The sequence below is a fragment of the Allobosea spartocytisi genome, from assembly GCF_014764685.1.
GTDB classification, from domain to species: domain Bacteria; phylum Pseudomonadota; class Alphaproteobacteria; order Rhizobiales; family Beijerinckiaceae; genus Allobosea; species Allobosea spartocytisi.
Genome location: NZ_JACXWY010000006.1, coordinates 54,905 through 67,739, shown reverse-complemented (window position 1 = coordinate 67,739; position 12,835 = coordinate 54,905). Strand labels below are relative to the sequence as shown.

The 12,835-nt window shown below is 66.3% G+C and carries 11 protein-coding genes and 1 pseudogene; 2 read left to right on the top strand and 10 right to left on the bottom strand.

The window, feature by feature from the left end; translation table 11 throughout:
• Window position 1: 1 nt before the first annotated feature.
• The 10 genes and pseudogenes from IED13_RS11770 to pip all read right to left on the bottom strand — a co-directional run bounded on the left by IED13_RS11770 (window position 2) and on the right by pip (window position 10,707).
• Window positions 2-1,030: a serine hydrolase domain-containing protein gene (locus tag IED13_RS11770; RefSeq protein ID WP_248312554.1), complete on the bottom strand. Its 1,029-nt coding sequence runs from the start codon at window positions 1,028-1,030 to the stop codon at window positions 2-4.
• Window positions 1,031-1,053: 23 nt separating this feature from the next.
• Window positions 1,054-1,848: an ABC transporter ATP-binding protein gene (locus IED13_RS11765; RefSeq protein ID WP_191124272.1), complete on the bottom strand. Its 795-nt coding sequence runs from the start codon at window positions 1,846-1,848 to the stop codon at window positions 1,054-1,056.
• Complete coding sequence (locus tag IED13_RS29415; protein WP_429069189.1) at window positions 1,845-2,012, bottom strand: ABC transporter ATP-binding protein; 168 nt, start codon at window positions 2,010-2,012, stop codon at window positions 1,845-1,847. Before IED13_RS29415 ends, IED13_RS11765 begins: the two co-directional genes overlap by 4 nt.
• A 162-nt stretch (window positions 2,013-2,174) precedes the next feature.
• Window positions 2,175-2,633 (bottom strand): annotated as a pseudogene (locus IED13_RS29410) (ATP-binding cassette domain-containing protein); the annotation flags it as partial.
• A gap of 70 nt (window positions 2,634-2,703) precedes the next feature.
• Complete coding sequence (locus IED13_RS11755) at window positions 2,704-3,630, bottom strand: ABC transporter permease (RefSeq protein WP_142022613.1); 927 nt, start codon at window positions 3,628-3,630, stop codon at window positions 2,704-2,706.
• 9 nt (window positions 3,631-3,639) lie between these two features.
• Window positions 3,640-4,707 carry an ABC transporter permease gene (locus tag IED13_RS11750; RefSeq protein ID WP_191124271.1) on the bottom strand — a complete coding sequence of 356 codons (1,068 nt, stop codon included), beginning with the start codon at window positions 4,705-4,707 and terminating at the stop codon, window positions 3,640-3,642.
• A gap of 10 nt (window positions 4,708-4,717) precedes the next feature.
• Complete coding sequence (locus tag IED13_RS11745) at window positions 4,718-6,352, bottom strand: ABC transporter substrate-binding protein (RefSeq protein ID WP_191124270.1); 1,635 nt, start codon at window positions 6,350-6,352, stop codon at window positions 4,718-4,720.
• A 91-nt stretch (window positions 6,353-6,443) separates the two neighbouring features.
• Window positions 6,444-7,874, bottom strand: a complete 1,431-nt coding sequence (locus IED13_RS11740) for a M20 family metallopeptidase (RefSeq protein WP_191124269.1) — start codon at window positions 7,872-7,874, stop codon at window positions 6,444-6,446.
• Window positions 7,875-7,904: 30 nt separating this feature from the next.
• Window positions 7,905-9,719, bottom strand: coding sequence for a S9 family peptidase (locus tag IED13_RS11735; protein ID WP_191124268.1), 1,815 nt, complete (start codon window positions 9,717-9,719; stop codon window positions 7,905-7,907).
• A 10-nt stretch (window positions 9,720-9,729) separates the two neighbouring features.
• Window positions 9,730-10,707 (bottom strand): prolyl aminopeptidase, encoded by a 978-nt coding sequence (gene pip / locus IED13_RS11730; RefSeq protein WP_260368356.1) that lies wholly within the window; start codon window positions 10,705-10,707, stop codon window positions 9,730-9,732.
• Window positions 10,708-11,032: 325 nt separating this feature from the next.
• On the opposite strand from pip, the gene IED13_RS11725 reads away from it, so the two are divergent.
• Together IED13_RS11725 and IED13_RS11720 are read left to right on the top strand one after the other, a co-directional pair.
• Window positions 11,033-11,902 carry an SDR family oxidoreductase gene (locus IED13_RS11725; protein ID WP_191124266.1) on the top strand — a complete coding sequence of 290 codons (870 nt, stop codon included), beginning with the start codon at window positions 11,033-11,035 and terminating at the stop codon, window positions 11,900-11,902.
• A 183-nt stretch (window positions 11,903-12,085) separates the two neighbouring features.
• Window positions 12,086-12,835, top strand: a complete 750-nt coding sequence (locus IED13_RS11720; protein ID WP_191124265.1) for a gluconate 2-dehydrogenase subunit 3 family protein — start codon at window positions 12,086-12,088, stop codon at window positions 12,833-12,835.

The following is a 12,835-nucleotide window of genomic DNA, read 5'->3' as shown; positions in this document are numbered from 1 at the left end:
CTCAACTCTGCCGGCGCGCTTCGAGGATCAGGCGCAGCAGGCGGCCGAAGGCGAAACGGCTCACCTCCGTGCCCTTGATATCGGTGTTGACGCGGTGGACGATGACGAGGTCGAGCGACGGAATGACGAGGCAGGTCTGCCCGCCGACGCCCTGGGCGCTGTAGCTGCCGGCCGGCAGCACGACTCCGGGGAAGCCCGTGCCGGAGCGCTCGGTCCACCACATATAGCCGTAGCCGCCGCGCGGCCCGGCATCGGAGAGCGGCAGCACGCTGGTCGCGACCCAGTTGGCCGGGACGACCTGCTCGCTCTGCCAGCGGCCCTGCCGCAGGAACATCAGGCCGAAGCGGGCGAGATCGCGCGTCGACATCCGGAACGGATAGGCGGGATGAACGGAGCAGTCGTCCGGCTCCAGCCAGCCGTCGCGCCGCTCGCCGTCGAGGCGGAAATCCTCCATGCCGAGCGGCCTCGCGATCCGCGCCAGGAAATCGTCATGGATGCCGGCGCCGGTCAGCGCCGTGAAGATCGTGCCGAGCGCGTTGAAATCCCAGTTGTTGTACAGCCAGAAGCTGCCCGGCGGATGGGAATGGCGCGGCGGCTTGATCGACTTCATCCAGGGCGATTCATAGCCGGCCGGATGGAAGATGCCGGAGCGTGCCGTCAGCAGGTCGTAGACCGTCGCGGCCTTCTCCTGGGCGCTGAGGCCTTCCTTGTCGTCGATGCCGAGATCGGCAAGCGTCCGCGACAGGTCGATCCGGCCTTCTTCCTCATGGATGCCGATCAGGGCGCTGAGGAAGCTCTTGCGGACGGAATGGCACTGATAGCGATGAGCGAGATCGCCGCGGCTCGCCACGACGCGCCCACCCTGCACGATCATCAGCGTCGCCGTCGAAATGGTGTCGGCGAAGCGCCAGGCCCGGTCGAGCCCCTCGCGCGACCAGCCCGCTGCCTCCGGCGAGACGGTCTCCCAGTCCTTCGCCGGCCAATGCTCCGCACCCAGGGCTTCGCCCCTCATCACTGTCTCGTCCATCATCTGATCCTCCGCAGCCCGGCCGCTCACGCGATCGGGCGATAACCGACGCTCGCCTCGAGGAACTCGCGCGTATAGGGCTCATGCGCCCGGCCGGCCCTGACATCGGCAGCGCTCATCTCTTCGAGGATGCGGCCCTCGCTCATCATCGCGACGCGCTCGCAGAGATGCGTCACGACCGCGAGATCGTGGCTGACCATGAGATAGGTCAGGTCGCGGTCGCGGCGGAGCTGCTTCAGCAGGTTGAGGATTTCCGCCTGCACGGAGACGTCGAGCGCCGAGGTCGGCTCGTCCAGCAGCAGCAGCTCGGGCTCGATGATGAGCGCACGCGCGATCGCCACGCGCTGGCGCTGCCCGCCCGAGAGCTCATGCGGGAAGCGGTAGCGGAAGGACGGCCCGAGGCCGACGGCGGTCAGGATCTCGTCGATGCGCTCCTGCGGCCGGTCGAAACCGTGGATCTTCAACGGCTCGGCCAGCACGTTCTGCACCATCTTGCGCGGATGCAGCGAGGAATAGGGGTCCTGGAACACCATCTGCACGCGCCGGAAGAAGGCCTTGTCGCGCTTATGCGGCACCTCGCGATCCTGGAAGCTGATCGAACCGCCATACTCGCTGTTGAGCCCGGCGAGCGCGCGCAGCACGGTCGACTTGCCGCAGCCGGATTCGCCGATCAGCCCGAAGGCTTCGCCATGGCCGAGCGTGAAGGAGACATCGTCCACGGCCTTCAGAGCCGAGGTCCCACGGCCGAAGAGGACCGAAAGATGGTTGACCGTCAGCGCAGCCGGGCGGTTAGCCGCCGGAGTCGTGTCGACAGCGCTCATGCCCGGCTCCCGCTCTGCAAGGTCGGCCCGTCCAGCCAGGCCGGGTCGCGGCTCGGCACCTGCAGCATGTCGGCCTGCCGGTCGAGGCGCGGCAGGCTGTCGAGCAGCGCGCGCGTATAGGGATGGCGGGCATTGCGGAGTTCCCGCGCCGGGATGTCCTCCATGATCCGGCCGGCATACATCACCAGCACGCGGTCGCAGAAATCCGCCACGAGATTGAGGTCGTGGCTGATGAAGATCAGCCCGGCGCCGCGCCGCGTCACCAGCTCGTCGAGGATGCTCAGAACCTGCCGCCGGATCGTGACGTCGAGCGCCGAGGTCGGCTCGTCCGCGATGATCAGGTCGGGCTCGGGGATCAGCATCATCGCGATCATGATGCGCTGGCCCATGCCGCCGGAGACCTCGTGCGGGAAGAGCTTGAAGACGCGGGCGGGGTCGCGGATCTTCACCGCCTCCAGCATGGCGAGCGCTTTGGCTTCCGCCTCCTTGCCGCCGACCTTGTGGTGCAGCCGGTAGGCCTCGGTGATCTGCTCGCCGACCCGCATCAGCGGATTGAGCGAGAATTTCGGGTCCTGCAGGATCATCGAGATGCGGTTGCCGCGGATGGTCCGCATCTGGCGTTCACTGGCCGCGAGCAGGTCGATCCCGTCAAAGGAGAGCTTCCTGGCGGAGATGGTCGCCGCCTTCGGCGTCAGCTTCAGGATCGTGCGCCCGGTCAGCGACTTGCCGGAGCCGGATTCGCCGACGATGCCGACCTTCTCGCGGCCGACGCTGAAGGAGATGCCGCGCACCGCCTGGACCGAGCGATGCGCGCCCTTGAAGGTGACGGAGAGGTCCTCGACCTCGAGCAACGGCTTATCCATGACGCGGATCCAGGATATCGCGCAGGCCGTCGCCGAACAGGTTGAAGGCCAGGCTGGTGACGAGGATGGCGAGGCCGGGGATGCCGGCGATCCAGCCATTGGTCAGGATGAACTCGCGGCCCGACGCGAGCATCGCGCCCCATTCCGGGCTCGGCGGCTGCGCACCCAGTCCGAGGAAGCCGAGGCCGGCCGCCGTCAGGATGATCGACGCCATGCTCAGCGTGATGCGCACCACGACGGAGGGAATGCACATCGGCACGACATGGCCGAGGATGATCCGGAGCGGCGACGCGCCCTGGAGCCGCACCGCCGCGATGTAGTCCGACTTGCGGATCGACAGCGTTTCGGCCCGTGCCAATCGCGCGATCGGCGGCCAGGCGGCGAGTGCGATCGCGATGATCGCATGGTCGATGCCGGGCCCGAGCGCCGCGACGAAGGCCAGCGCCAGCACCAGGCTCGGGAAGGCCAGGAAGATATCGACGATGCGCATCAGCACGGTATCGACCCAGCCCCCGAGATAGCCGGAGGTCGTGCCGACGATCAGCCCGAGCGGCGCGGCGATCACAGCCGTCAGCAGGGCGATGTAGAGCGTGATCCGGGCGCCGAAGACCAGCCGGCTGAAGATGTCGCGGCCGAGCTCGTCGGTGCCGAACCAATGCGCAGCCGAAGGCCGTTGCAGGCGCTTGGTCAGGTCCTGCGCGTAGATGTCGTGGGTCGCGACGAGGGGCGCGAACAGCGCCACCAGCACGATCAGAACGATGACAGCGAGGCCGAACATGGCGGCGGGGTTGGCCCTGAGCCGCCACCATTTCAGCGACAATTGCTGCATCCGCGCCTGGAAGGGCGAGGACGGAACGGGCGCCGCGAGCCAGGCCTTGAGGCCCCGCCCGCCGGCCTGGTCGATGGATTGTGGTGTCATGGCCATGCCTCAGCGGGTCCGCGGGTCGAAGACCCGGTAGAGCAGGTCGCACAACAGGTTGAGCGTGACGAAGATGACGCCGACCAGCAGCGTACAGCCCACGACGGCGTTCATGTCGCCGGCGAGCAGCGCATTGGTCAGGTAGCGGCCGAAGCCCGGCCAGGCGAAGACCGTCTCGGTCAGCACCGCGCCTTCGAGCAGGAAGGCGTAGGACAGCGCCACCACCGTCACCACCTGCACGGCGATGTTGCGGAAGGCGTGGCCCCAGACGGTGCGTGCCCAGGACAGGCCTTTCACGCGCGCCGTCACGACGTATTCCTGGCTGAGCTGCTCCATCATGAAGCTGCGGGTCATGCGGCTGATATAGGCGAGCGAGCTGAAGGCCAGGATCGAGGCCGGCAGGATGATGTGCGACACCGCATTGCCGAACATCTCCCAGTTGCCGGCAAGCAGGCTGTCGATCAGCAGGAAGCCGGTGACCGGCTCAAGGTCGAACTCGTAGGTGAAGTCGATGCGACCGGGGCCGCCGACCCAGCCCAGCGTCGCGTAGAACAGCACCAGCCCCATCAGGCCGAGCCAGAAATTCGGCGCGGAATAGCCGATCAGGCCGACGACCCGGACGATCTGGTCGACAAGGGAACCGCGATACATCGCCGAGAGCACACCGAGCGGGATGCCCAGGCTGGTTCCGATGACGATCGCGACGCTGGCGAGCTCGATCGTCGCCGGGAAGACGCGGGCGATATCGGCCATCACCGGCTTGCCGGTGGTCAGCGCCATCCCGAAATCGAGATGCAGCACGCCCCAGATATAGCGGCCGAACTGGACATAAAGCGGCTGGTCGAGGCCGAGCTGCTTGTACATCGCCTGATAGGCTTCCTGGGTCACGTTGTCGCCGAGCACGGCGACGACGGGATCGAGTGGCAGCAGACGGCCGATGAAGAAGGTCAGCGCTGCCAGCCCGAGCAGGGTAACAGTGAAGGATGCGAGGATCCGGCCGGAGATCTTGAGCCAGGACGGAAGAATCCGCACCGGCTCAGAGCTCGGGCCGGATGCCGCGATGGCGGTCCGGGACATCGCGGCGGCCTTACTTGGTCGCCAGCTCGTAATAGGTTCGGAAGCCGTTCCAGGTCCACGACTTCAGGTCCTTGCGCACGCCGGCGACGTTGTTCATCTGGAACATGAAGGCCATCGGGCCCTTGGCCATGACGTCCTTCTGGAGCGCCGCATAGAGCGCGTCGCGCTTGGCCGGATCGGGCTCGAGCAGCGCCTCGTCGACTTTCTTGTTGAGCTCGAGATCCTGATAGGCCGAGCGCCAGCTCGGATACTGGGTCTGCTTCGCTTCGAGCCGGTTGTCGGGGTTGAAGACGAGGCGCGAGGCGTTGCCATGCGCATCCGGCACGTTGGTCTGCCAGGCCAGCATCGCCGACTGGTATTCGCGCCCGCGCACCTTGCTGAAGAGCTGGGCATTGGCCATGCGTTCGAGCGAGAGCTTGACGCCGACCTTGGCCGCATTCTGCTGCACACTCTGGGCGATCGGGTTCGAATGCGGCAGCGTGCCGAAGATCATCGTCGCCTCGAAGCCGTTGGGATAGCCCGCCTCCGCCAGGAGCTGCTTGGCCTTGTCGAGGTCGAGCTTGAAGGGCTGGCCTTCCTTCGCGTCGAGCGCACCGACGGCGCCGAGCTGGGCGAAGCTGGCGCGCGGCACGCCGAGATGGGTCATCACCGTCTTGCCGAGGCCGTCATAGTCGATCAGGTAGCGCATCGCGAGGCGCACCTTCTCCTTGGAGAACGGGCCGTCGGCGACATTGAAGCCCCAATAGAAGAGCTGTGGCCGCAGGACCTTGTTGATCGTGATGTCCTTGGAGGACTCGAGATCCCGCAGGTCCTCCGGGGTCAGGTCGCGCGCCACGTCGACATCGCCCTGGCTCAGCAGCAGGCGCTGGGTGCCAGGCTCCGCGACATGGCGGATCAGCACGCGCTTCAGGCCGGGCGCCTTGCCCCAATAGCCGTCATTGGCCTCCAGCACGATCGACTCGCCGGCATTCCAGCGCGTCAGCTTGTAGGGGCCGACGCAGGCCGTGCGCGTCGCCAGATATTTGTTGCCGAGATCGCCGCCCTGTTCGTTCGCCATCAGGGTCTTCTTGTCCATCACCATGGACACCCGGTTGGCCGCGATCGACTGCAGCACGAGCGTCGTCGGATAGGGCTTGTCGAGCTTAAAGGTGACCGTGTTGTCGCCCGCGACGATGGTCTGCTCGACATTGTCCTTGGTGAAGCCGAACTCGGTCAGCGTCGCCGCGTTGCCGAAGTTCAGCTTGACGACGCGGTGCAGCGACCAGGCGACATCCTCGGCCGTGACGGGATTGCCGGAGGGGAATTTCGCGCCCTTGTGCAGATGGAAGGTGATCTCCTTGCGGTCCGGCGAGACGTCCCAGCGCTCGGCGAAGCTCGGCACGACCTTGCGCTCGTCGGCCGGGTCGAAATCGGCCAGCGTGTCGCAGGTGTTCTGCAGGATCTCGTTGGTGACGACCTCGCCAACCTGGGCGGGGTCGAAGGTGCTGATCGCATCGACGTTCCACGCCATCACCAGCGCGTTCTTCGGCGTCGCAGCAACGGCCACTCCCGCGCCGGCGCAAAGTGCGGCAACTGCCGCGGCGGAAAGCAGCCTGCGTCCGGCGAGGCGTCGCTTGATTACGATCTCGTCGTTTCGGTTGGTCATGATCTCGATCCCGCTCTTTGATTATTGTTTGATTGGAAACGCATATGTCGCCCGGGAGCAGCCTTGCGGTTGCTCCCGAGGTAGCGCCGACTCAGGCGGCAGCAGCAGGCCGCGGCTTGATCGGCGGCTTCACATCGGCCGGGATCGGGCAGACATAGGGCGTCCGCGTCACCCGCTCCTGATGGTCCTTCTTGGCGCGCGCCAGCAGCGTCTCGTCGCTGATCACGTCGACCGCGGTCGCCGCCATGATCTTGGCGGCATGGACCATGCCCTTGTGCGCCGCCGGCGCCTTGCCCTGCGCCGTGATCTGCCAGGAATGGCCGGGCGTGCCGATCGCATGGGTCGCAACCCGCGCCTGGATGGTCGGCACCTTCCAGCTGACATCGGCGACATCGGTCGAGCCGATCATCGGCACGCCGCGCGTGCCCTGCGGCACGACGAAATCGCAGAGCGGCGTGTTCTCGCGCGGCGCGATCCCGGTCTTTCGATAATCGTTGAGGATGTCGGCCGGCCCTAGCGTCGCCTGGATCTTGGCCGCATAGGCCTTGTCCGCCGCGTCGAAGGGCACGGGGCCGAGCCGGTCGATGTTCTTGAACATCGCGTCTTCCAGCGGCGTATTGCCGAGCATGTTGGAGACCGCGCTCATGATCGAGATCGAGACCGCGGTCTCGGTCATCAGCGCCGCGCCCTCGGCGATCTTCTTCACGCGCTCGTTGAGTTCCAGCATGCCGGCGAGATCACGCGCCCGGATGGCGTAGCGCACCTTGGCCGAAGCCTGCACGACGTTCGGCGCGATGCCGCCGGCATCGAGATAGGCATAATGGATGCGGGCATCGGACGGCATGTGCTCGCGCATGTAGTTGACGCCGACATTCATCAGCTCGACCGCATCGAGCGCCGAACGACCGAGATGCGGCGCCGCAGCGGCATGCGAGGCGCGGCCGGTGAACTGGAAATCCATCCGGGTATTGGCCAGCGACATGGCGTCGTCGACCTTGGTCATCGAGGACGGGTGCCAGGATATCGCGACATCGACATCATCGAAGGCACCGGCGCGCACCATGAAGGCCTTGGCGGCGCCGCCCTCTTCCGCCGGACAGCCGAAATAGCGCACGCGCCCTGGCCGGCCGGTCTTCGCAAGCCAGTCCTTCACCGCGGTCGCCGCCAGCAGTGCGGCCGAGCCCAGCATGTTGTGGCCGCAGCCATGGCCGTGGCCGCCGGCCTCGACCGGCTTCGGCTCGGCGATATTGGCCTCCTGGCTCAGGCCGGGCAGCGCGTCGTATTCGCCGAGGATCGCGATGACCGGGCCGCCCTCGCCCCCCTCGCCCATCACCGCGGTCGGAATGCCCGCGACGTTCTCGGTGATGCGGAAGCCCTGCTCCTTGAGCATCGCGATATGCTCGCCGACCGAGCGGTACTCGGTATAGGCGATCTCGGGCATGCCCCAGACGCGGTCGCTCAGCGCCTCGAACGGCTGCCGCTTCGCATCAACCAGCTCCCAGATGATTTCGGAATTCTGCATGGCTTGCGTCCTTTCACAGTCCGGGGGCGCTCAGAGATGCTCTCGCAGGAAACGGGCCACCCCGCCGAAGACGGTGCGCCGGTTCTCGATCCGGGCGAAGCCGTGGCCCTCATGCGGGATGCGCAGATACTCGACCGGCCGGCCGAGGCCGCGCAGCACCGAATAGATCATCTCGCTCTCGCCCGGCGGCACGCGGGGGTCGTCGAGCCCCTGCGCGATGAACAGCGGCGCCCGGATGCGGTCGAGCTTATGGATCGGCGAGAAGCGGATCAGGCTCTCACGGTCGGCGACCGGATCGCCATATTCCACCGCGCGCAGATAGCGCCGCCACGGCCCGGTCGTCTGCAGCAGCGTCAGGAAATTGGCGATGCCGTAGAACTCGATGCCGACCTTCCACAAATCCGGCTGCTCGGTCAGCGCCGCCAGCACCATGAAGCCGCCATAGGAGCGACCATAGACCGCGACGCGGTCATCGTTCACGTCGGATTGCTCGCGCAGCCACAGCCTCACCGCCTTGAGGTCGGCGACGCTGTCCATGCGCAGATGCTTGTCGTCGAGATGATGGTAGCTGCGGCCATAGCCGGTCGAGCCGCGCACGTTCGGCGCGATCACCATGATGCCCTGACTCAGGAAGAACTGCAGGTCGGCCCGGAAGATCGGGGTCCACTGCGCCTCCGGCCCGCCATGGACCACGACGACGGCAGGATAGCCCCCTTCCGGCGCCTTGCCGCGCGGCCGGTAGACGAAGAACGGCACGTCGAGCCCGTCGAAGCTTTTCGTGCTCGCAACGGTCGGCTCGACGAAAACAGCGGGATCGAGCCCGGCCTTCGAGGCATCCGTCAGGCGCTCGACCTGCTGGGTCGCACTATCGAAACGCCAGATATCCGACGACGAGGTCGATCCATCCAGCGGGAAGACGAGCCCCGAACCATCCGGCAGCCAGGTGACGGAGCCGATCGAGCCGGGAGGGAAACCCTCGACCTCGAACTCGGCTCCACCGGCGATCTCGCGCACGAAGATGCGGTTCCAGCCGCGATCATTCGCGACATAGGCCAGACGGTTCTGGTCCGGCGCAAGCGCCACCGCCTCGATATCCTGCCCGTCGCGTTCGACGATCCAGTGCAGCGAACCATCGGCCATCGACCGAAAGCCGACGCTGAGGAACTCGCGCCCCTGGTCGGTGATGGTGAAGAAGCCGCTGCCATCCTTCTTCATCCGGCTGGCGGCATAGCGGGCGCGGCCCTCATGCGGCAACAACGCCTCGCGCGCCCCGCTTTCGAGATCGAGCCGGTAGAGGTCCTGATCGTTCATCGCGTGGGTGGCATCGGCCACCAGGAGCGAGCGCCCATCCGGGAAGAAGGCGACGGCCTCGCGATAGCCGCTGCCCTCGAAGACACGCCGCGCCGCCCGCGTCGCCATGTCCATCACATAGATGTCCATATGCTCGCGGTCGCGCGCGTTCGAGGCGAAGGCGATGCGCTGCCCGTCCGGCGCCCAGCAACCCCAGACATGCACCACCGTCGGATCGTCGGTCAGCGACTGCGGCACGCCGGAGGCGTCCGGTATGAGCCAGAGCTGGTGCCGCTCGTCGCCGCCGCAATCCATGGTGAAGAGCAGGTCGCGGCTCTTCGGGTTGAAGGCGATCGAACCGACCGGCTCCGGCATGTCGGTCAGGCGCCAGGGCGCCCCGCCGGCAAGCGGCCGGAGCCAGATCTGGTGCGTACCGCTCTCGTCGCTGAGATAGGCGAGAAGCTCGCCATCCGGCGCGACGGCCGGGCTCTTGGCGCTGCGGATTTCGAGATAAGGCTCGATACCCAGGCGGATCTGGCTGGCAGCTTCGTACATGGTCTTTCCTTCAGGCCGCGAGGGCCGGCATGGAGTCGCGCAGGCGATCGGTCGCGTCGCGCAGCGCCAGCGACAGGGCCGGGGCGCTCGGCGTCGCCGCGTGGTTGGCCTCGGTCACGATGGTAAAGCGCGCCTCGGGCCAGGCCGTCTTCAGGCGCCAGGCCGTACACATCGGCGTCACGATGTCGTAGCGCCCCTGCACGATCTCCGCCGGCAGATGCCGGATGCGCGAGACGTCGCGCAGCAGCTGGCCAGGTTCGAGGAAGGCGCCGTTGACGCAGTAATGCGTGAAGATGCGGGCGAGCGCGAGCGCAGCATCCGGCTCGGTCAGCGCCGCGACATGCTCGGCATCGGGTAGGAAGGTCTGCGTCTTCCCCGAGAATGTCCTGAGGCTGATCGCAGCCGCGATCTGCTGCTCGCGGTCAGGTCCGGTGAGCCGGCGATAATAGGCGCCGAGCAGGTCGTCGCGCTCCGCTTCCGGCACGAAAGTGGCGAAGGTCTCCCAATGGTCCGGGAAGATCGTGCGCGAGCCGTGGAACCACCAGTCGATCTCGGTACGCTCCGCCATGAAGATGCCGTGCAGGCGGAAGCCGAGGCAGCGCTCCGGGTGGGCCTGTCCATAGGCGAGACCGAGGCAACTGCCCCAGGATCCGCCCGTGACGAGCCAGCGCTCGATGCCGAGATGCTCCCGGATTCGTTCGAGATCGGCGATCAGCGCCTGCGTGGTATTGCCCGCGAGTTCGGCCGAGGGGCTGGAGCGCCCTGCCCCGCGCTGGTCGAAGGTCACGAGGTGGAAGGCCGCCGGATCGAAGGTCCGGCGCTGGGCCGGCTTGGTGCCCGCGCCGGGGCCGCCATGCAGGAAGACGACGGGAATGCCATCGGGATTGCCGCTCAGTTCGACCTGAAGCTCGTGGCCGTCACCGACTGGGAGACGCAGCGAGCGGTAAGGCTCGACCACGGGATAGAGAGCGCTCTCGTCGTCAGGCACATCGGGCTCCGCTGCACGGGAGCGCCGCGACGCTCCCCATGCGACCGGAGGATGGCACGCCCGAACCGTCGCTGGCCAATGCATTTGGAATGCGTTGTTATGACGATCTGGAATAGTTTTACATGAACCGACGGTGGCAAATGCTCCTTTGCTTGAAGGTTCGTGTCACGATCTCAAAGGCTTAACCGCCTGATCCCGTGCCGATCATCCTCGAACCACGTTGCGGCTTCGCCATTCGGCCAACAGCGCGCTCGGGTGAGGTGCGGACACCTGCTGACGGTCGTGTAGAATTTGCGCAGCGGAGAACCGGAAGCGGGAGCGACTTGTGCGCGTCAGAGTGCTTGTCACTGGCGGTAATGGGCGACTGGCACGCGCGTTGGCGCGAACGGGCGGCTCAAACGTTCGCACGCTTTCGAGCGCGGAACTCGACATCACCAATGCCGCTTCCATCCGGTCCACACTTGATCGATTGCGCCCGGATGTTGTGATCAATGCTGCAGCGCTCAGCAGCGTCGAGGCCTCCGATACCGCCCCGGAGCGCGCGCGTTCCGTCAATGCCACCGCGCCGGGGTATATCGCCCAGGCCTGCGCCCGGCTGGGAACGCCTTTGATCCATATCTCGACCGACTATGTGTTCGGGGCCGAAACCCTCCGACCGTGGCGCGAGTCGGATCCGGTCTCGCCCCTCAACAGCTATGGCCGCCTGAAAGCGGAAGGCGAGCGCAATGTCCTGGCCGTCGGCAGCAGGGTTTGTATCGCGCGCGTCGCGTGGCTCTTCGGAGACGGCAAAGACTTCATCGCGAACCTGCTTCGGGCCGATGCCGACACGGTGAAAGTGGCGCATGACCAGACAGGTTCCCCGACCCCGATCCGCCAGCTTGCCAAGAGACTATTGGCGCTGTCTGAGCGCATGAACGCAGGCGAAGCCATTCCGCAGATGCTCCATCTGGCCGGATCGCCGCCGGTGTCGCGCGCCGATTGGGTCGCCTCGGCGTTCGAATCTCTTCGGCAAGCGGGAAGGAAAACGCCAAAATTGCTGCGGGTGCCCATGGCAGAATTCGGTGGCGGCGCCCCCCGTCCACATTACAGCGCCCTCGATTGCAGCCTTGCCGCAGAACTTTTTGGCGAAGAGCTCGACTGGCGTATTTCGACGGCGCAACCCGAGACCTTCACCGAGCAGATCATGCCGGCTTAAGACCGCCAACAGACATCGGCAAGCGCTCACACGGCCGATCTCCGCGAAGAGGTGAGGCCGGCGTCATGCGGCCAGCGCATGGCTGATGCTGTAAACGGGGCTCTTATTCGAATTTGTCGCAGTATAGGTTGGCTGGGCGGCTCGCTACGAAAGCTGAGCCCGCAAGAGAACGGTTGGTAGGCGATGCTCTCCACCAAAACCACGCGGCCCAACCGCCGGCAGTTCCTCTCCTCGACGGCGATCGCCCTGTTTCTCGGCTCGACCGGGCGGGGCCTTGGCGAGACGATCGCGGGCAGCCCACCCTGGAAGCCCTTCGACGCAAGCCCGCCGCAGACGCTGGGCTCAGGCACCTGGTATTTCCTGACGCCCGATGAAGTCCGCATGGTCGGCGCGATCACCGAGCGCCTGATCCCGGCTGACGAATTGAGCATCAGCGGCAAGGATGCCGGTTGCGTCGAGTTCATCGACCGGCAGCTCGCCGGCAGCTATGGCTCCTCCGAGCGGCTCTACATGAAGGGGCCGTTCCAGCCCGGCACGCCCGAACAGGGCGACCAGTTCCCGCTCGACCCGCGTCAGCGCTACCGGCTGGGGCTCGCGGGCCTTCAGGCGCATTGCCGCGAAACCTATCAGAAGGCCTTCGCCGATCTGCCGCCCGAGCAGCGCGACCAGGTCCTGACCCAGCTTCAGACCGGCGCGATCACGCTGAAGGATGTCGATGGCAAGGCCTTCTTCGCGCTCCTCCTGCAGAACACCATGGAAGGCTTTTTCGCCGACCCGATCTATGGCGGCAACAGGGAGATGGTGTCGTGGCGGATGCTCGGCTTTCCCGGCGCGCGCTACGATTACCGCGACTACATCGACAAGCATAACCAGAAGCTCGATTTGCCCCCGCTCAGCATCGCCGGGCGGTCCGAATGGCGCGTGAAGGATTGA

Excerpts from the sequence above, each read along its gene's own strand:
- IED13_RS11740 (WP_191124269.1), bottom strand. The coding sequence starts at position 7,874 with ATGCAGAATTCCGAAATCATCTGGGAGCTGGTTGATGCGAAGCGGCAG.
- IED13_RS11750 (WP_191124271.1), bottom strand. The coding sequence starts at position 4,707 with ATGTCCCGGACCGCCATCGCGGCATCCGGCCCGAGCTCTGAGCCGGTG.
- IED13_RS11735 (WP_191124268.1), bottom strand. The coding sequence starts at position 9,719 with ATGTACGAAGCTGCCAGCCAGATCCGCCTGGGTATCGAGCCTTATCTC.
- IED13_RS11770 (WP_248312554.1), bottom strand. The coding sequence starts at position 1,030 with ATGATGGACGAGACAGTGATGAGGGGCGAAGCCCTGGGTGCGGAGCAT.
- IED13_RS29415 (WP_429069189.1), bottom strand. The coding sequence starts at position 2,012 with ATGGAGGACATCCCGGCGCGGGAACTCCGCAATGCCCGCCATCCCTAT.
- IED13_RS11755 (WP_142022613.1), bottom strand. The coding sequence starts at position 3,630 with ATGACACCACAATCCATCGACCAGGCCGGCGGGCGGGGCCTCAAGGCC.
- IED13_RS11745 (WP_191124270.1), bottom strand. The coding sequence starts at position 6,352 with ATGACCAACCGAAACGACGAGATCGTAATCAAGCGACGCCTCGCCGGA.
- IED13_RS11720 (WP_191124265.1), top strand. The coding sequence starts at position 12,086 with ATGCTCTCCACCAAAACCACGCGGCCCAACCGCCGGCAGTTCCTCTCC.
- IED13_RS11765 (WP_191124272.1), bottom strand. The coding sequence starts at position 1,848 with ATGAGCGCTGTCGACACGACTCCGGCGGCTAACCGCCCGGCTGCGCTG.